The sequence below is a fragment of the Streptomyces sp. NBC_00086 genome (assembly GCF_026343255.1).
In the GTDB taxonomy this organism is placed as follows: Bacteria; Actinomycetota; Actinomycetes; order Streptomycetales; family Streptomycetaceae; genus Streptomyces.
This window is the reverse complement of sequence record NZ_JAPELZ010000001.1, coordinates 3564304-3582743: the sequence shown is the minus strand read 5'-3', so window position 1 is coordinate 3582743 and position 18440 is coordinate 3564304. Positions and strand designations below refer to the sequence as shown.

Here is an 18440-nt window from a genome sequence, read left to right as displayed (position 1 = left end):
AGGAGCGGAAAGCGATGGGCTACTCCGTGGGCCAGGTCGCCGGATTCGCCGGAGTGACGGTGCGCACCCTGCACCACTACGACGAGATCGGGCTGCTCTCACCGAGCGGCCGCAGCCATGCGGGACACCGGCGGTACGACGATGCCGACCTCGACCGGCTGCAGCGGGTCCTGTTCTACCGGGAGCTCGGCTTTCCGCTCGAAGAGGTCGCGGTCCTGCTGGACGACCCGGAATCGGACCCGGGGGAGCACCTGCGCCGGCAGCACGCCCTCCTGACCGACCGGATCACCCGGCTCCAGCGGATGGCCGAGGCCGTCGAGCACGCCATGGAGGCGAAGAAGATGGGCATCAACCTCACGCCCGAGGAGAAGTTCGAGGTCTTCGGGGATTTCGATCCCGAGGAGCACGCCGAGGAGGCCGAGCGCCGCTGGGGCGACACGTACCGGGAGTCCGCCCGCCGGACCGCCTCGTACACCAAGGAGGACTGGCTGCGGATCCAGGCCCTGGCCGAGGACATCAACCGGCGGTTCGCCGCCCTGCTGGACTCCGGGACGCCCGCGGAGTCCGAGGCGGCCATGGACCTGGCCGAGGAGCACCGCGGCTGGATCAACGGCAGCTACTACTTCTGCACGTACGAGATCCACACCGGCCTCGGCGAGATGTACGTCGCGGACGAGCGGTTCACGGCGTACTACGAGGCGGTCCGGCCGGGGCTGGCGGTGTTCGTGCGGGACGCCATCCTGGCGAACGCGATCCGCAAGGCGTAGCGCCGGTCCCTGGAACCAGGCGGGGGCGGTGTGCGTTCATAATTGGACGGACACCCCCACCTGCCGCCTGATCCAGGAGAGCCCGGAACCCGTGAACACGCTTGCGCTCGGTCCTGAGTGGATCTCCCCGGAGTACCTGATCGGCCATTTCGGCCTGATCGGCATCCTGGTCATCGTTTTCGCGGAATCCGGTCTCTTCGCGTTCCTGCCCGGAGACTCGCTGCTCTTCACGGCGGGTCTGTTCGTCGCGAGCGGCACCATCAGCCAGCCGCTGTGGCTGGTGTGCACCCTGATCGTGGCCGCCGCGATCATCGGTGACCAGGTGGGCTACATGATCGGCAAGGTCTTCGGCCCGAAGATCTTCAACAAGCCGAACTCCAAGCTCTTCAAGCGCGAGAACCTCGACGCGGCGCACGACTTCATGGAGAAGCACGGCCCCAAGGCCATCGTGCTCGCGCGCTTCGTGCCGATCATCCGCACCTTCGCGCCGATGGTCGCGGGCGCCACCGCGATGAAGTACCGCACCTTCCTGACCTTCAACGTCATCGGCGGCATCCTGTGGGGCGCCGGCGTGACGATCCTGGGCTACCAGCTCGGCCAGTTCGAGGTCATCAAGAACAACGTCGAGCCGATCTTCATCGGCATCGTCCTGATCTCGGTCATCCCGGTGATCTTCGAGGTGCTCAAGTCCCGCAAGCAGAAGAAGGCGGCGGCGGAGGCCGGCGGCACTGAGCCCGGCGCCGGCGACGACCCGGCCCCGGGCCAGCAGCGCAGCGGCCGCCACGCCAAGCGGTAGCGGCTCCTCGCAGCCTCGTACGATGCCCCGCGCGACCGGATCACCGGTCCGCGGGGCATCTGCGTGTCACCGGCACCTCTCAGGCCTGACCGGCTCATGCCATGATCTGCGGATGAGCGAGTACTCCTGGCCCGGGGAGAACGGCGGACGCGTGCCCGACGCGGCCTCGGCCTGGACCGAGACCGTCCGCGTTCTGCCCGTCGGTACCCGCATCACCGGTGAGGTCGTCGGTCGGCAGCCCTTCGGTGTCTTCCTCTCCGTCGACGGCCTCCCCGACGCCATGGGCCTGGCCAGGATCAACAGGATGCCCCGGTGCATGGAGCTGCCGGCCGTGGGGCGGCGCGTCACCGGCGAGGTCGTCTGGCACGCCGACCACAACCACCAGGTGGGGGTCGTGCTCAGCGACTGGGCCGAGCACGAGGACCTGCTGCCCCGGTTCCGGGTCGGTCAGGTCGTCGGCGGACGCATCACGAAGATCACGCCCATCGGCGTCTTCGTACGCCTCGCCGACTGCGTCGAGGGACTCGTTCCGATCACCGGCTCGGCTGCCTCCTCGGAGTCCTTCCGTGAAGGCCGGGAGATGTCCGTGCAGATCGTGACGGTCGACCACGAGCGGAACCGGATCCTGCTGACCGAGCGCCTGCCGTAGCTCCTGAACGCGCGCAGGCCAGCCTCCCCCCAGCCTTTCGAGGAACCTGCATGATCCGAAAAGCAGGGTCTAGAACCCGCGGGTGCGCTTCGCCGCGCCGCGCTTGGCGGCGCTGGCCGCGCCGGGGATGCGCATGAACAGGCGGGAGGTCTCGGAGCCCAGGTTGACGCCGATCGCGATGGCCAGGGCGATGGCCGCGGCGTTCGTCAGCGAGCCCAGCCCCTCGTTCAGCCGGTTCTCGGCGATCAGCAGGAGCCCGTAGTACGTGGCCGAGCCGGGCAGCAGCGGGCCGATGGCGGCCGTGACGAAGGGGAGGGCCGAGGAGAACCGGTGCCGGGCGAGGAGCTGCCCGAAGAGGCCGACCAGCCCGGCGGCGATCGCGGTGGACGGCACCGGCGGCATCTTGGCGGCGTAGTGCAGGGCCCCGTAGATCACCCAGGCGATCCCGCCGTTCAGCGTCACGAACCACACGGTGGAACGTTCCTGCTGGAGCAGGATCGCGAACGTGAACACCAGAACCATCGAGGCGGCGATCTGGAGCAGCGGCCGCTGCTCGATCTGGAGGATGTCCTCCGGCTGCGGATTGGAGCCGAACTGGACGCCGACGAAGAGCACCACCAGCACACCCATGATGATGCCGATGAAGAGGTACATCACCTCCAGCAACCGGGCGGACGCAGTGATGTAGTAGCCGGTCAGACCGTCCTGCACCGCTGCCACCAGGGCGCGCCCCGGCAGCAGGGCGAACAGCCCGCCGGTGATGACGGCCGAGGAGCGCACGTCCAGATCGGTCATCTTCAGGGCCACGCCCATCGCGGCCGGCGGCATCGCCGCGACCACGAACTGGTAGAACTCCGGCAGCCCGCGCCCGGCGCACAGCCAGGCCAGCCGGTCGCCGAGCACCGCCCCGAGTGCGGCTGCGAAGAACACGAGCACGCCACCGCCGACCAGCGTGGAGGCCGCGCCGGCGAGCAGGCCGGCGGCGCCGGTGAGCACCCAGCCGGGGTAGGGGTGCCGATTGCGGCGGATCTCGGCGAGCCGGCGGTAGGCGTCCTCCAGCGAGATGTCGACCTCGTGCGCGGTGATGTCGTTGACGAGGCTGAACACCGCCGAGAGCCGGGTGTAGTCCGTGCCGCGGCGGCGGACGGTGCGGTTCGCCGACACGGGGTCGTCCACCAGGGAGGGCTGGTGGGTGATCGACAGCAAGGTGAAGGTGACGGTGGGCTCGCAGCGGTCCAGGCCGTAGCTGCGGGCCACGGCGAACATCGCGGCCTCCACGTCCTCGGCGCCCTCGCCGCCCGAGAGCAGCAGCTCGCCGATGCGCAGCGTCAGGTCGAGCACGCGCCCCACCGCGGGCCCGGTCTCCACGGTCAGCCGCTGGGAGGGCTCCGGCACCGGCCGGACGTCGACCGGCATGCGCAGCACCGTGCGCATGCGGTCCTGCCAGGGGGACTCCTTCAACCGGGTGACGGGGAAGCCCGGAGGGCCCGTGTAGGCCGGCGGGGAGTGGGCGGCGCTGTAGGTGTGCGGCGTGGCGAACGCGGACGCAGGGCCATCGGGGTCCACGGCCACGGACGCGAGCCCGTCGGGGACGGCGAACTCCGAGGTCGGCTGATCCTCCTCGGTCACCTCCGGGTCCACCCCGACCCCGTCCGGCACGGAGAACGCGCTGTGCGCCTCGTCGGACTTCGGCTTCCGGTCCTCGGTCCCGGATCCTTCGCCTTCCGCCACGCGTCCTCCAGTCCCCGAGCCCAGCCGGTATCAGTATGCGGAACCGTCTCATCCACGGCGAAACAGGAATCTGCCCCGCAGCTGAACTTTCAGCCCCGCCGACGATCTTTCAGCGGGGCCGAGCCGGGCCGGGGCAAGCCAAATCCGAGCCGGGCCGACCCGATCCGAGCCGGGGCGACCCGATCCGAGCCGGGCCGACCCGAGCCGAGCCGGGGCAAGCCAAAATCCAGCCCCGCCGGCGTTTGAGGCGCGGGGGTCCGGGGGCAGCGCCCCTGGGAAACGCACCCGCACCCGGGCCCCGCACCCGCACCAGGACACGACAACGGGCGGCACCCCCGAAGGGATACCGCCCGCGATGTCACAGGGGCCGGGCCGACCGACGGGCATCAGCCCGCCCACGGGCCAACCTCACCGAGCGGAGCTCAGTGCTGGCCGCCCTGGGCCTCAAGGCGCTTGTACGAGGCCTCGATCTCGGCCTCGGCCTCAACGCGGCCGACCCAGTTCGCGCCCTCGACCGACTTGCCCGGCTCCAGGTCCTTGTAGACCTCGAAGAAGTGCTGGATCTCCAGGCGGTCGAACTCGGACACGTGGTGGATGTCGCGCAGGTGCTCCACACGCGGGTCGGACGCCGGCACGCACAGCAGCTTGGCGTCGCCGCCCGCCTCGTCCGTCATGTTGAACATGCCGATCGCGCGGCACTTGATCAGGCAGCCCGGGAAGGTCGGCTCGTCAAGGATGACCAGCGCGTCCAGCGGGTCGCCGTCCTCGCCGAGGGTGTTCTCGACGAAGCCGTAGTCGGCCGGGTAGCTGGTCGAGGTGAAGAGACGACGGTCCAGACGGATCCGGCCGGTCTCGTGGTCCACCTCGTACTTGTTCCGCGAACCCTTGGGGATCTCGATGGTGACGTCGAACTCCACGTCCTGCTCCTCCATGATCAGCTTCAGCAGCTTGATTGCTTCGAGACTGCGTTGATTCGCCTGCGTGCGTGGCCGACCCGGCCCTGCCGGGTGGGGTGCCATGCTCGCGGCAAGACGCAATGGTTAAGTGTCCCTCACGCATATGTGTGATCGCGAAAGGGGCTGGTCCGAGGTGCCATTGGTCAAGACCTGGCAGCTCATCGCGGTGTCGGCCGTCGCCGGCCTCGCCCTGTCGGCCGCGACGGTGGCCGCCGCGGGTCCCTGGGACTCCGGCCAGCGTAAGGCCGAGCGGGACAAGGCCGCCTCTTGGGGCCGTACGGGTGGCGCAGATCACGGTACGGACCCTGCGGCGCAGCTCCCGCGGGCCGCCCCCAGCGCCCCCGGAGTGCTCGCCGGCGTACGCCCGGCCGGAGCGGGCTCCGGCGACCAGGCCGGAGCCGCCGACCCCGGCGCCCTCGCCGCCGCCCTGCGGCCGCTGCTCGCCGACCCCGCCCTCGGCACCGCCCGCGGCGCCTGCGTGATCGACACCGCCACCGGGCAGGTCCTCTACGAAGCCGGGGCCCGGCAGGCCATGACCCCCGCCTCCACCATCAAGATCGCCACCGCGGCGGCCTCCCTCGCGGCCCTCGGCCCCGAGCACCGGATCCGCACCACCGTGACCCCCGGCGCCGGACCCGGCCGGATCATCCTGGTCGGCGGCGGAGACCCCTCGCTCACCGCCAAGAAGAAGGCCCCCGCCGGCTCCGGCGGCAGCCTCGTCGCCCTCGCAGCGGACACCGCCCAGGCCCTCAAGGCCTCCGGCACCGACTCCGTGGCCCTGGGCTACGACGACTCGCTCTACACCGGCCCCGTCCGCCACCCGATCGGCGAGAACCCCAACCTCGCGCCCGTCACGGCCCTGACCGCCGACGAAGGCCGCCCCGACGAATCCTTCTCCGGCCCCGTCAAGCGCAGCACGGACCCCTCCCGCGACACCGCCCGGGCCTTCGCGGCCCTGCTGGGGGAACGCGGGGTCAAGGTCACCGGCGAGCCCGCCAGGGCCAAGGCCGCCACGGGGGCCGTCCCGCTCGCCACCACCCTCTCGCCCCCGCTCGCCGGGCTGGTCGAGCGGATGCTGACCCACAGCGACAACGACATCGCCGAAGCCCTGGCCCGCCAGACCGCCCTCGCCTCCGGAGCGCCCGGGAGCTTCGACGGCGTCGCCCAGGCCACCGGCGCCAGACTCGCCGCCCTCGGGGTCGACACCGCCGGCTCCCGCTTCGCCGACGGCAGCGGCCTGGCCCGCGCCGACAAGGTCAGCGCCGGCCTGCTCACCGCCCTCCTGGCCAAGGCCGCCGATCCGCAGCGCCCCGAACTGCGGCCCGTCCTCACCGGACTGCCCGTCGCCGGATTCACCGGCACCCTGCGCGGCCGCAACACCGGCGGCTCCCCGGCCGCCGGCCTGCTGCGGGCCAAGACGGGCACCCTGAGCGGCGTGAACGCCCTCGCCGGCACCGTCGTCGACCCCACCGGCCGACTGCTCGCCTTCGCCTTCCTGGCCGCGAACACCCCGGACGCGGGCCCCGCCGAGAAGGCCCTCGACAAACTCGCCGCGGCCGTGGCCACCACCTCTTAGGCGGTCCTGGGCGTCCTGGGGATCCCGCCCGCGCGCAGGTCCACGTACGGTTGACGCATGACGAGCTTCGGCGGTGCGGAGATGGTCGACTGGAACCTCGCGGTGGCGACCGCGACCAGGCTCGTGCGGCCCGGTCCGGAGGTGAGCCGGGAAGAGGCGCGGGCCGTCGTCGCGGAGCTGCGCAGGCACGCCAAGACCTCGGAACGGCACGTGCGCGAGTTCACGCGGATGATGCCCGAAGGCATGACCCCGGCCGACACCCCCGTCCTCGTCGTGGACCGGGCCGGCTGGGTCAAGGCCAACGTCGCGGGCTTCCGCGAGCTCCTGTCCCCCCTCCTCGGCAAGATGCAGGACCGCCGCGCCGGCACTCCCGGCGGCGCCGTGCTCGGCGCGGTCGGCGGCAAGGTCACCGGCGTCGAACTGGGCATGCTGCTCAGCTTCCTGGCCTCCCGCGTGCTCGGCCAGTACGAGACCTTCGCGCCCGCGGGCCTGGACCTCCCGGGCCCGGCCACGGGCGGCCGGCTGCTGCTCGTCGCGCCGAACATCGTCCACGTCGAGCGGGAGCTGGAGGTGGACCCGCACGACTTCCGGCTCTGGGTCTGCCTGCACGAGGAGACGCACCGTACCCAGTTCACGGCCGTACCGTGGCTCCGCGAACACCTGGAGGGTGAAATCCAGACGTTCCTCGGCGCCACCGAAGTGGACCCGATGACCGTTCTGGAGCGACTGCGCGAGGCCGCCCAGTCCTTCGCCGGCGCCCGCCCCGACGCGGAACGCGGAGAAGAGGGCCGCTCCCTCGTCGAGCTCGTCCAGACCCCCGAACAGCGCGAGGTACTGGCCCGGCTCACCGCCGTCATGTCCCTGCTGGAGGGCCACGCCGACTTCGTCATGGACGGGGTCGGCCCCGAGGTCGTCCCCTCGGTCGCCGAGATCCGCGAGAAGTTCCAGCAGCGCAGGGCCAGCGGCGCGGGCCGCCTCGACGCCGCCCTGCGCAAACTCCTCGGCCTCGACGCCAAGCTGCGCCAGTACCGCGACGGGGAACGCTTCGTGCGCGCCGTCGTCGGCCAGGTCGGCATGGACGGCTTCAACCGGGTCTGGACCTCCCCGAACACACTGCCGACCAAGGCCGAGATCGCCAGCCCCGCGGACTGGGTGGCCCGGGTCCACCGCAAGGGGAGCGAGCAGAGCGAGGCAAGCGAAGAGGTGTGACCCAAGAGGCGTGAAGATGTCCCTCTGGGGGAAGCAGCGTCACCCGTCCGAGGGACCGTGGGGCGTGGAAGGGCGTGCGATGCTCGGGGAACGGCTCGGTTCTGTCACCATCGACGCACTCTGAGTGACAACCCCCGCCCGCGGGGGGAGCCGGGCAGCACACCGGCACACCACCCTCCCCCAACGCCTCCCCAGCGCCTCGAGGCATCCGAACTCCACCGAAGGGCACCGGATATGGGTCCCCATCCTGCGGTCGCGGCGATACGCCTGGCGGTCCGCCGCGTACTCCACGACGTCCTCACCGACCTGACAGAACTCAACAGCCGGCCCGCCACCACCCCCGCACCCCGCGTCGGCCGCCCCGGCCGCACCGTCGGATCCTCGGCCGGTGCCGCCCCCCACGACCCCCTCCCCGACACCGCCCCGCTCGTCCTCGTGGCCTGCTCCGGCGGCGCCGACTCCATGGCGCTCGCCTCCGCCCTCGCCTTCGAGGCCCCCAAACTCGGAATCCGGGCCGGCGGCATCACCGTCGACCACGGCCTCCAGGACGGCTCCGCCCTGCGCGCCGCCGAGGTCGTCTCCCGCATGACCGCGCTGCGCCTGGACCCCGCCCTGTCCGTCGCCGTGCGCGTCGGCCGCGAAGGAGGCCCCGAAGCCGCCGCCCGCGACGCCCGCTACGCGGCCCTGGACGAGGCCGCCGACCGGCTGGGCGCCGTCGCCGTGCTGCTCGGCCACACCCGTGACGACCAAGCCGAAACCGTCCTGCTGGGCCTCGCCCGCGGCTCCGGCACCCGCTCGCTCTCCGGCATGGCGGAAGTCTCCGGAGGCCCCGGAGACCCCGGCGCCCGGGGCCGCGGCCACCGCTACCGCCGGCCCTTCCTCCAGGTCGACCGGCAGACCGCCCGCAAGGCCTGCATGGTCCAGTCCCTCGCCGTCTGGGACGACCCGCACAACATCGACCCCGCCTACACCCGCTCCCGGCTGCGCCACGAGGGACTGCCCGCCCTGGAGAAGGCGCTCGGCAAGGGGGTCGTGGAGGCGCTCGCCCGCACCGCCCAGCTCTCCCGCGACGACGCCGACGCCCTGGACGCCTGGGCCGCCGAGGCCGAGAGCGGCGTACGCGACGAAGCCGGCCGCCTGGAGTGCGCGAAGCTGTACGCGCTGCCCCCGGCCGTCCGCCGCCGGGTGCTGCGCCGGGCCGTCGTCGCCGCCGGCTCTCCCGCGGGCTCCCTCTTCGCCCGCCACATCGAGGAAGTCGACCGGCTCATCACCGGATGGCGCGGTCAGGGAGCCATCAACCTGCCCGGCCGGGTCGAGGCCCAGCGGCAGGGTGGCAGACTGGTCATCCGGCAGGGCTGATTGGTGCTGAAACACGGCTGAGACCTCCGGGGTCACCCCCCGGAGCCCCAGCCGACAACGAAAGTGATGCGGGTGGACGAGAAGGACATGGGCAACGACCTCCAGTCGGTGCTCATCACCAAGGAAGAGATCGACGCGAAGCTGGCAGAGCTGGCCGCGAAGATCGACGCGGAGTACGCGGGCAAGGACCTGCTCATCGTCGGTGTCCTCAAGGGCGCGGTGATGGTCATGGCGGACCTGGCGCGCGCCTTGTCCACCCCGCTCACCATGGACTGGATGGCGGTGTCCTCGTACGGCGCCGGGACCCAGTCCTCGGGCGTGGTGCGGATCCTCAAGGACCTGGACACCGACATCAAGGACAAGCACGTCCTGATCGTCGAGGACATCATCGACTCGGGCCTGACCCTGTCGTGGCTGCTGTCGAACCTCGGCTCCCGCCAGCCGGCCTCCCTGGAGGTCGTCACGCTGCTGCGCAAGCCCGACGCCGCCAAGGTCGCGATCGACGTGAAGTGGGTCGGCTTCGACATCCCCAACGAGTTCGTCGTCGGCTACGGCCTCGACTACGCCGAGAAGTACCGCAACCTGCCGTTCGTCGGCACCCTCGCTCCCCACGTCTACGGCGGCTGATCCAGAGCCCGACAGGGGAACCCTGGAGCGTTTCCCGCCGTTGGAGCATGGAAAGGCGGGTCTGTCAGCCGTCCCATGAGGCCGCGGGTGACAATGCAGGGGTACATTCCGAAGAACAGTCTTTACTCACAGCAGCATTTACCTACGGGCAGGAGGGACGGGGTGCCTAGCGCCCCGTATGGATGGACGTGAAGCGATACTTCCGTGGGCCGGTTATGTGGATCGTGCTGGCCGTCCTCGCCGTGGTCGTGTTGATGAACGTCGTCGGCTCCGGCGGCGGCTACAAGTCGGTGGAGACCAGCGAGGTCATCAAGGCGATCAACAGTGGCCAGGTGGACAGCGCCAAGCTCACCACCGGTGACAGCCAGATGATCAAGATCGAGCTGAAGAAGGACCAGAAGCTCGGCGACAACGACGGCACCAAGTTCCAGGCCAACTACATCGGGGACCAGGGCGTACAGCTCGCCCAGAACCTCCAGACCAAGTTCGAAGCCGGTCAGATCCCTGACGGATACTCCGTCACGCCGGACAAGACCAGCCCGTTCCTGAGCGTGCTGCTCTCGCTGCTGCCGTTCGTCCTCATCGTGGTCGTCTTCCTGTTCCTGATGAACCAGATGCAGGGCGGTGGTTCCCGGGTCATGCAGTTCGGGAAGTCCAAGGCCAAGCTCATCACCAAGGACACCCCGAAGACGACGTTCGCCGATGTCGCGGGTTCGGACGAGGCCGTCGAGGAACTCCACGAGATCAAGGAGTTCCTCCAGGAGCCGGCGAAGTTCCAGGCCGTCGGCGCCAAGATCCCCAAGGGCGTGCTGCTGTACGGCCCGCCCGGCACCGGTAAGACCCTGCTCGCGCGTGCCGTCGCGGGCGAGGCCGGTGTCCCCTTCTACTCGATCTCCGGATCCGACTTCGTCGAGATGTTCGTCGGTGTCGGTGCCTCGCGTGTCCGCGACCTGTTCGAGCAGGCCAAGGCCAACGCCCCGGCGATCGTCTTCGTCGACGAGATCGACGCAGTCGGCCGGCACCGCGGTGCGGGCCTCGGCGGCGGTCACGACGAGCGCGAGCAGACCCTCAACCAGCTGCTCGTCGAGATGGACGGCTTCGACGTGAAGGGCGGGGTCATCCTGATCGCCGCCACGAACCGTCCCGACATCCTCGACCCGGCCCTCCTGCGCCCCGGCCGCTTCGACCGCCAGATCGCGGTCGACCGTCCGGACATGCAGGGCCGTCTGGAGATCCTCAAGGTCCACCAGAAGGGCAAGCCGGTCGCCCCGGACGTCGACCTGGGTGCGGTTGCCCGCCGTACGCCCGGCTTCACGGGTGCCGATCTCGCCAACGTCCTGAACGAGGCCGCGCTCCTCACGGCCCGCTCGGACCAGAAGCTGATCGACAACCACGCGCTGGACGAGGCGATCGACCGCGTCGTGGCGGGTCCGCAGAAGCGGACCCGGATCATGTCGGACCGGGAAAAGAAGATCACCGCGTACCACGAGGGCGGCCACGCCCTGGTCGCGGCGGCTTCCCCGAACTCCGACCCGGTCCACAAGATCACGATCCTGTCCCGCGGCCGGGCCCTGGGTTACACCATGGTCCTGCCCGACGAGGACAAGTACTCGACCACGCGCAACGAGATGCTCGACCAGCTCGCGTACATGCTGGGCGGGCGCGCGGCCGAGGAACTGGTCTTCCACGACCCGACCACGGGCGCCGCGAACGACATCGAGAAGGCCACGGCAACGGCCCGCGCGATGGTCACCCAGTACGGCATGACCGAGCGTCTCGGCGCGATCAAGTTCGGCGGGGACAACACCGAGCCGTTCCTGGGCCGCGAGATGTCGCACCCGAGGGACTACTCGGAAGAGGTCGCCGCACTGGTCGACGAAGAGGTCAAGAAGCTCATCGAGACGGCGCACAACGAGGCCTGGGAAATCCTGGTCGAGAACCGCGACGTCCTCGACAACCTCGTCCTCGCCCTCCTCGAGAAGGAGACGCTCAACAAGGAGCAGATCGCCGAGGTCTTCTCGACGATCGTGAAGCGCCCGGCCCGCCCGGCGTGGACCGGCTCCTCGCACCGCACGCCGTCCACCCGTCCGCCGGTGCTCTCTCCCAAGGAGCTCCAGCTGACGAACGCGGCGAACGGCACGTCCGCGGCCTCGGCCGTATCCGTGGAGAAGTCCCCGGAGCCCTCCCCGGAGGAGCTCCCGGAGGCCTAGTCCCTCCCGGAATGGAAGCCGCGCCCCCCAGGTTCTAGCCTGGGGGGCGCGGCACTTTCACGTGCCGGGACCGTGCACACAGGAACGAGGAAGAGATGACCGACCCAGTGACCCTGACCGGTGGCGAGGGCACGATCGGCGAGTTCGACGAGAAGCGCGCCGAGGCGGCGGTCCGCGAGCTCCTGATCGCGGTCGGCGAGGACCCGGACCGCGAGGGGCTGCTGGCGACTCCGGGGCGGGTCGCGCGGGCGTACAAGGAGATATTCGCCGGCCTCTACCAGAAGCCGGAGGACGTCCTGACGACGACCTTCGACCTCGGCCACGACGAGATGGTCCTGGTGAAGGACATCGAAGTCATGAGCACCTGTGAACATCACCTGGTGCCGTTCCACGGCGTGGCGCACGTCGGCTACATCCCGTCCGTCGACGGCAAGATCACCGGCCTGTCGAAGCTGGCCCGCCTCGTGGACGTCTTCGCCCGCCGCCCGCAGGTGCAGGAGCGGCTGACCACCCAGATCGCCGAGTCGGTCATGGAGATCCTGGACCCGCGCGGGGTCATCGTGGTCATCGAGTGCGAGCACATGTGCATGACCATGCGCGGGGTCCGCAAGCCCGGCGCGAAGACCATCACCTCGGCCGTCCGCGGCCAGCTCCGCGACCCCGCGACCCGCAACGAGGCGATGAGCCTGATCATGGCCCGCTAGTGCGGTCACAGCACTGGACGGGCAGGCAGCCCCGGTGCGTGTCAGCATCGGAGGCATGCACTACAGGGCCGCCACCGCGGCGGATGCGCCGGCCATGGCGGGGCTGTTCGCCGCCAATCACCACGATGCGCTGAGCGCGGAGGAGCGGGCCCGGCAGGGGTTCGTGCAGGGGGCGCTCGACGAGGACGCGTTGCGGGCGATGGCCGTGGGTGGCGGGCTGCTCGTCGCGGACGACGGCGGGGCGATCGCCGGGCTGCTCGGGCTCGTACGGGCCGAGAGCGTGCCGGGGCCGCCGCCGCCCGTGCGGGCGCTGCTGGGGGCCAAGGACGAGCTGCTGTGGCGCGGGCGGCCGCTGGGGGCCGCGCGGTGGCTGCTCTACGGGCCCGTCGTGGTCGCGGCCGCGTACCGCGGCCGGGGGATCGCCCGCGGGCTGTTCGACGCAGGGCTGAAGGCCGCCTCGGGGCGGGCCGAGGTGATGGTGGCCTTCATCGAGATGAGCAACCGGGCCTCTTGGACGGTGCACGTCGACGGGCTGGGCATGACCCCGCTCGGGGAGTTCGAACTCGGCGACCGCGTGTACGGGGTGGTCGGCGCGGCCTGCCCGGCCCCTTAGGCCCGCGCCGGGGCCTCGGGGGCGGGGTCCTCGTCGTCCGGGAGCTTCAGGACGTGTTCCAGGAAGAGGGCCGCCGCCACGACCGCCACGCCCGCCAGGACCGAGAAGCCGGCGTACCAGGTCTGGTCGCGGCGGGCGGGGACGTCCATCGCGGTGGTGAGCAGGAAGACGCCGACGCCGCCGTAGGCGCCCGCGACCAGGGCCGCCACCAGGGCGCTGGCCTGGCCGAAGACGACCGCGCGGGCCGCCATCAGCGGCTCCACGCCCTTGGCGCCGGGCACCCGGTCGCGCTGGGCCTTCAGGCGGGAGCGCAGCGACAGGGCCGTCGCCAGCAGGACCACCGCGATGGCGGCGAGCACGATGGGAGCGGCCACGGGGACGCCGGGGAGCGTGCCGTACGCGTTCCACAGCCGGGCTCCGGCCCAGGACAGCACCGCGGCGATCGCGAAAATGCCCGCCAGGACCGCCGGCCTCAGTTGCTTCACGTGCGCCTCTCCCGCCATTCCCGCAGCGCCCGCTCTCCGTGCGTGCGTATCCGGTGATCCTAAGTGGTCGACGGCCCCGCCCCGCGGGCGCGGCTCATTCGGGGAGGCGCAGTTCCAGGTCCGTGCGCTCGGTGAGTCCGGCGAGGCCGACTGCCGCCAGGAGCGCGGCGACGGGCCCCTGGCCCGGGATCTGCGCTTCGGGGTCGATGTCGTTCCAGGGGGCCAGCACGAAGGCGCGCTGGTGGGCGCGCGGGTGCGGGAGGGTCAGGACCGGGTCGGCGGAGACCACGTCGGCGTAGGCGATGATGTCGACGTCGATCGTGCGGGGCCCCCAGCGCTCCTCGCGGACGCGGTCGAAGGCTTCCTCGATGGCGTGGCCGCGCTCCAGCAGCGAGCTGGGGGGCAGGGTGGTCTTCACCGAGATGACGGCGTTGAGGTACGAGGGCTGCGAGCCCGCCTCCACGCCCCACGGCTCCGTCTCGTAGACGGGGGAGACGGCCTTGACCCGAAGACCCGGAGTGTCGCCGAGGGCGTCGATGGCGCCCTGGAGGGTCTCCAGACGGTTGCCCAGGTTCGCGCCGAGCGCGACGACGGCCCACTTGGGGTTCGACAGCGTGACGTCCGCCGCGTCGACGGCCTCGACCACGGAGGCGGGTACGGGCTGGACCGTGGGGTCGCTCTGGGCGTTCATTCCGTTGTTCACGCGCGGCTCCGGGTGATCGTGATGGTCACGTCGTCGAAGGGGACGGTGATCGGCGCGTCCGGTTTGTGGACGACGACCTCCACCTGGGCGACCGCCTCGTGCTTGAGGCACTGCTGGGCGATCCGCTCGGCGAGGGTCTCGATCAGGTCCACGGGCTCGCCTTGGACCACGTCGACGACTTCTTCCGCGACTACCCCGTAGTGCACGGTCTTAGCCAGGTCGTCGCCCGCCGCCGCGGGACGGGTGTCGAGGTGGAGCACCAGGTCGACGATGAAGGTCTGGCCTTCCTCGCGTTCCCGGGGGAAGACGCCATGGTGCCCGCGAGCCTTGAGGCCGCGCAGCGCGACACGATCCACGCGAATCACTCCTGCTTTTCGTAGGTGCTTCCGGTCCGGGACTCCCCGGATCCATGGCCAAGCCGAGTGCGGTCGGCGTCGTCCACCTTCGAATTTACCTGCGAAATACCTCCGACCCCGACAGGGTCCCGGCTGAGGGGCTAGGAGGACTCCTCCTCGTCGTCCTCATCGGAGTCCGTGAGGACGGGAGAACCGTGGTGCGACCAGAGCCGCCAGCCCTCCGGTGTGCGTCGGAACACATTCGTGGCGACGACGAGCTGTCCCACCAGCGGGCCCAGTTCGCCGCCGTCCTCGGCGGGTCCGCCGCTGAGGATGTTCTCGGTGCAGGTCACCAGGGCGGTGTCGCCTATGACGGTGACCTTGGTGTCGGTGAGGAAGAACTGGATGTACTCGGTGTGCGACATGATCAGCGCGTAGGAGCGCAGCACTTCGCCGCGTCCCGACAGCACCGGCCAGCCCGGGTGCACGCAGGAGATCTCGTCTTCGAGCCAGAGCGCCGACAGTGCGTCGAAGTCCCCCTGCTCCATGGCCTCGTAGAAGGCCGTGTTGACCTCTTCGACGGATTCGATGTCGGTACGGCTCACCGTGCCCCTTCCTCGTTGCTACGGGTCGTACCCAGTGCCCCTTCCACGGCGCGGGCCACCCGAACCGCGTCGGCGCTCGCCCGTACCTCGTGGACCCGTACGGCCCAGGCGCCCCCGGAGGCGGCGATGGCGGTGACGGCGGCGGTGGCGGCGTCGCGTTCGCGGGCCGGCGGCGGGGAGGCGTCGTCGGCGCCGGCCAGCACCCGGCCGAGGAAACGCTTCCGCGAGGCGGCCACCAGGAGCGGGAAGCCCAGCGCGCGCAGCTCGGCGAGGTGGGCGACCAGGGCCAGGTCGTGCTCGGCGTTCTTGGCGAAGCCCAGACCGGGGTCGACCAGCAGCCGCTCGGGGGCGATGCCGCCGGTGACGACGGCGTCGATGCGGGTGCGGAGTTCGGCGGTGACCTCGGCGAGGACGTCCTCGTAGACGGCGAGGCTGTTCATGCCGTCGCTGAAGCCGCGCCAGTGCATGACGACGAAGGGCACCTCGGCGGCGGCGACGGCCGGGATCATGCCGGGGTCGGCGAGGCCGCCGCTGACGTCGTTGACCAGGGTGGCGCCGGCGGCGACGGCCCGCGCGGCGACGGAGGCGCGCATGGTGTCGACGGAGACGACGATGCCTTCGGAGGCGAGGCCGCGGACGACGGGGACGACCCGGCGCAGCTCCTCCTCCTCGTCGACGCGGGAGGCGCCGGGGCGGGTGGACTCTCCGCCCACGTCCACGAGGTCGGCGCCCTGGGCGACGAGGTCGAGGCCGCGCTTGACGGCCGCGGTGGTGTCGAACCAGCGGCCGCCGTCGGAGAAGGAGTCGGGGGTGACGTTGACTACGCCCATGACCGCGCAGCGGTCCCAGTCGGGCAGGCCTGTCACCAGGCCCCTGGGGGCGGGGCCGCGGTTCGTGTTCATGGTTCCCAGGGTAGGGCCCGTGTCCTGGCCCCTGCCCTGGCCCTGGCCGGGCGGCGGCGGGTGGGAGGGTGCCGCTGCGCGGGCTGCTCCCCGGCCCGCCCTTCCTCCATCCCCCAGACTCCGTCCGGGGGGACCCCCAGCCGGGGCTCCGCCTCCGGGCCCCCGCGCCTCAAGCGCCGGCGGGGCCGGATGTGCCCGCCGGGGTTCGGCTCAGGCGGCCTGGATCTTGTGTTCCGGCTGGGTGGGTACGGCGGTCGGGGGCTGGACGCGGTGGTGGGCGCAGGTGCGGACCGGCTTGGGGCGGCGCCGGCCGGCGAACAGGCGGGGCAGGGCCAGCGTGACGAAGCCCTCGGCCTGCATCGCGGCGAAGCCGATGCGGGGCAGGTCCCGGGTGGTGCGGAAGACCACGAAGCGGGGCTCCCAGCGGGGGCGGAACTTCGCGTTGAACTTGTACAGCGACTCGATCTGGAACCAGCGCGAGAGGAACACCAGCAGGCTGCGCCACATCCGCAGGACCGGGCCGGCGCCGATCTTCTCGCCGCGGGCCAGGGCCGAGCGGAACATCGCGAAGTTCAGGGAGACCTTCTCGATGCCGAGCGCGGGGGAGGCCTCCAGGGAAGCGACGATCAGCAGCTCGTTCATGCCGGGGTCGGCGGCGCGGTCGCGGCGCATCAGCTCCAGCGACATGCCGTCCTTGCCCCAGGGAACGAAGTGCAGGACGGCTTTGAGGTCGCCGAAGGGGGAGGTGTCGCCCTCCTCGACGCGGTGCGCGGTGGCGATGTAGCAGTCGCCGTCGCCCGGGTCGCCGACGCGGCCGAGCGCCATGGAGAACCCGCGCTCGGTGTCGGTGCCGCGCCAGGCGTCGGCGGCGCCGCGCACCTGCTCCAGCTCGGTCGCGGTCAGCTCGCTGACCCGGCGGACCCGGGTGGTGTAGCCGTTGCGTTCGATGCGCTTGACCATCTGCCGGACGTTGCGCATCGCCCGGCCGGAGAGGGAGAAGTCCTTGACGTCCACGATCGCCTCGTCCCCGAGCTCCAGGGCGTCGAGGCCGGTCTCGCGGGTCCAGACCTCGCCGCCGGTCTCGCTGCAGCCCATGACGGCGGGGGTCCAGGAGTGGGTCTTGGCCTCCTCCATGAACCGTTCGATGGCGCCGGGCCAGGCCTCGACGTCGCCGACCGGGTCGCCGGAGGCGAGCATCACGCCGGAGACGACGCGGTAGGTGACGGCGGCCTTGCCGCTGGGGGAGAAGACGACGGCCTTGTCGCGGCGGAGCGCGAAGTGGCCCAGCGAGTCGCGGCCGCCGTGCTTGGCGAGCAGCTCGCGGAGCTTGACCTCGTCGTCGGCGGTGAGCCGGGCGGCCGGGTGCTCGGGGCGGAAGGCCAGGTAGATGGTGGTGACGGCGGTCAGCATGCCGAGGGCGCCCAGGGAGTAGCCGACGGTCCAGGACACCCGGCCGGCGTAGTCGACGGGGCCCTCGAAGCCGAAGAGCCCGTAGACGACGTGGCTGATCTGCTCGTAAACACCCGGATTGCCTACAACGCGACCGGGGTGCGAGTTGACGATGACCAGACCGAGGCCGATGGAGCCCGCGCTCATCAGCACGAAGTTGGCGAGCGCCTTCCAGCGGCTGCGCGGGTCGGGCAGCGCCTTGAATTCACTCTGGTGGCGCAGCAGGAGCGCCAGGAGCAGCGCCGCGATGACCACGCCGATGATCGAGTGGCGGTACGTGAACTGCGCGACGGCTCCCGCCGGCAGCAGCACCACCGCGGCCCGCCAGGCCCGGCGCTTGCGGCGCTTGAGCCCGTGGGCGAGCAGCAGGAGCAGGACGCCGGCGCTGAGGGCCAGGGCGGCCGCGAAGGGGCCGAAGGAGCCGGGCAGCACCTCGGTGACCGCGTGGATGCGGCTGTGCCGGAAGCGCGGGAAGACTCCCGCGGCGATGTCCAGCAGGCCGACGACCGTGACGGCGGTGCCCACGATCCCGGGGACGGTCTCCGGTCGTGGGCCTCGGAGGATTCGGCTGACAGGCTTCGGAACCTGTCCCGACTTATCGCCATCTATCCTGCTAGACATCGCTTCCCGTTGCTCCGCGAGAGATCATGTGGCCGAAGGCCGCTGGGGCCCTTCGCTGGGTGGTGCGTCCACTAGGACGACATCGAAGGGGAGCGGGTTCACTCTTCCGTCGAGAAAAAACTAGTCCTGCCATAGAAAGTCGA

The 18440-nt window shown here is 71.2% G+C and carries 17 protein-coding genes and 1 pseudogene; 10 read left to right on the top strand and 8 right to left on the bottom strand.

The features are described from left to right. The first annotated feature begins 14 nt into the window (after positions 1 to 14). From OG276_RS15950 to OG276_RS15940, 3 genes and pseudogenes are all read left to right on the top strand, one after another. Entirely contained in the window at positions 15 to 767 is a 753-nt protein-coding gene (locus OG276_RS15950; RefSeq protein ID WP_266905986.1) for a MerR family transcriptional regulator, read from the top strand. A gap of 91 nt (positions 768 to 858) precedes the next feature. Beyond that, a pseudogene (locus tag OG276_RS15945) lies at positions 859 to 1488 on the top strand (DedA family protein); the annotation flags it as partial. Between the two features lie 187 nt (positions 1489 to 1675). Continuing rightward, positions 1676 to 2212, top strand: coding sequence for a S1 RNA-binding domain-containing protein (locus OG276_RS15940; protein WP_266905982.1), 537 nt, complete (start codon positions 1676 to 1678; stop codon positions 2210 to 2212). A gap of 69 nt (positions 2213 to 2281) precedes the next feature. Here OG276_RS15940 and OG276_RS15935 read toward each other — a convergent pair whose 3' ends face one another. Both OG276_RS15935 and OG276_RS15930 read right to left on the bottom strand, forming a co-directional pair. Beyond that, entirely contained in the window at positions 2282 to 3943 is a 1662-nt protein-coding gene (locus tag OG276_RS15935; protein WP_266905980.1) for a threonine/serine exporter ThrE family protein, read from the bottom strand. Between the two features lie 422 nt (positions 3944 to 4365). After that, on the bottom strand, positions 4366 to 4860 hold the full coding sequence (locus OG276_RS15930; RefSeq protein ID WP_266912864.1) for an inorganic diphosphatase: 495 nt from the start codon (positions 4858 to 4860) through the stop codon (positions 4366 to 4368). Positions 4861 to 5032: 172 nt separating this feature from the next. Here OG276_RS15930 and dacB point away from each other — a divergent pair, with 172 nt between their 5' ends. The 7 genes from dacB to OG276_RS15895 all read left to right on the top strand — a co-directional run bounded on the left by dacB (position 5033) and on the right by OG276_RS15895 (position 13197). Continuing rightward, complete coding sequence (dacB, locus tag OG276_RS15925; protein WP_266905978.1) at positions 5033 to 6475, top strand: D-alanyl-D-alanine carboxypeptidase/D-alanyl-D-alanine-endopeptidase; 1443 nt, start codon at positions 5033 to 5035, stop codon at positions 6473 to 6475. 57 nt (positions 6476 to 6532) lie between these two features. After that, positions 6533 to 7684 (top strand): zinc-dependent metalloprotease, encoded by a 1152-nt coding sequence (locus tag OG276_RS15920; protein WP_266905976.1) that lies wholly within the window; start codon positions 6533 to 6535, stop codon positions 7682 to 7684. 234 nt (positions 7685 to 7918) lie between these two features. Then, a complete protein-coding gene (gene tilS / locus OG276_RS15915) occupies positions 7919 to 9043 on the top strand; it encodes a tRNA lysidine(34) synthetase TilS (protein WP_266905974.1) in 1125 nt (374 codons plus the stop codon). Between the two features lie 66 nt (positions 9044 to 9109). After that, entirely contained in the window at positions 9110 to 9670 is a 561-nt protein-coding gene (hpt, locus tag OG276_RS15910) for a hypoxanthine phosphoribosyltransferase (RefSeq protein ID WP_243339812.1), read from the top strand. 182 nt (positions 9671 to 9852) lie between these two features. After that, entirely contained in the window at positions 9853 to 11880 is a 2028-nt protein-coding gene (gene ftsH, locus OG276_RS15905; protein WP_266905970.1) for an ATP-dependent zinc metalloprotease FtsH, read from the top strand. A 95-nt stretch (positions 11881 to 11975) separates the two neighbouring features. Beyond that, positions 11976 to 12584, top strand: coding sequence for a GTP cyclohydrolase I FolE (gene folE / locus OG276_RS15900; protein ID WP_112449909.1), 609 nt, complete (start codon positions 11976 to 11978; stop codon positions 12582 to 12584). A 55-nt stretch (positions 12585 to 12639) separates the two neighbouring features. Then, entirely contained in the window at positions 12640 to 13197 is a 558-nt protein-coding gene (locus OG276_RS15895; RefSeq protein ID WP_266905968.1) for a GNAT family N-acetyltransferase, read from the top strand. Here the strand turns inward: OG276_RS15895 and OG276_RS15890 are convergent. From OG276_RS15890 to OG276_RS15865, 6 genes are all read right to left on the bottom strand, one after another. After that, positions 13194 to 13682 (bottom strand): DUF3180 domain-containing protein, encoded by a 489-nt coding sequence (locus tag OG276_RS15890; protein ID WP_266905966.1) that lies wholly within the window; start codon positions 13680 to 13682, stop codon positions 13194 to 13196. The two genes, OG276_RS15895 and OG276_RS15890, sit on opposite strands and share 4 nt — an antisense overlap. A 94-nt stretch (positions 13683 to 13776) precedes the next feature. Continuing rightward, positions 13777 to 14373: a 2-amino-4-hydroxy-6-hydroxymethyldihydropteridine diphosphokinase gene (gene folK, locus OG276_RS15885; protein ID WP_266912862.1), complete on the bottom strand. Its 597-nt coding sequence runs from the start codon at positions 14371 to 14373 to the stop codon at positions 13777 to 13779. A gap of 8 nt (positions 14374 to 14381) precedes the next feature. Then, entirely contained in the window at positions 14382 to 14741 is a 360-nt protein-coding gene (gene folB, locus OG276_RS15880; protein WP_030010912.1) for a dihydroneopterin aldolase, read from the bottom strand. 140 nt (positions 14742 to 14881) lie between these two features. Beyond that, positions 14882 to 15325 (bottom strand): nuclear transport factor 2 family protein, encoded by a 444-nt coding sequence (locus tag OG276_RS15875; protein ID WP_266905964.1) that lies wholly within the window; start codon positions 15323 to 15325, stop codon positions 14882 to 14884. Further along, positions 15322 to 16227: a dihydropteroate synthase gene (gene folP, locus OG276_RS15870; protein ID WP_266905962.1), complete on the bottom strand. Its 906-nt coding sequence runs from the start codon at positions 16225 to 16227 to the stop codon at positions 15322 to 15324. Before folP ends, OG276_RS15875 begins: the two co-directional genes overlap by 4 nt. Before the next feature lie 210 nt (positions 16228 to 16437). Continuing rightward, positions 16438 to 18297 carry a phosphatidylglycerol lysyltransferase domain-containing protein gene (locus OG276_RS15865; RefSeq protein WP_266905960.1) on the bottom strand — a complete coding sequence of 620 codons (1860 nt, stop codon included), beginning with the start codon at positions 18295 to 18297 and terminating at the stop codon, positions 16438 to 16440. Positions 18298 to 18440 lie beyond the last annotated feature (143 nt).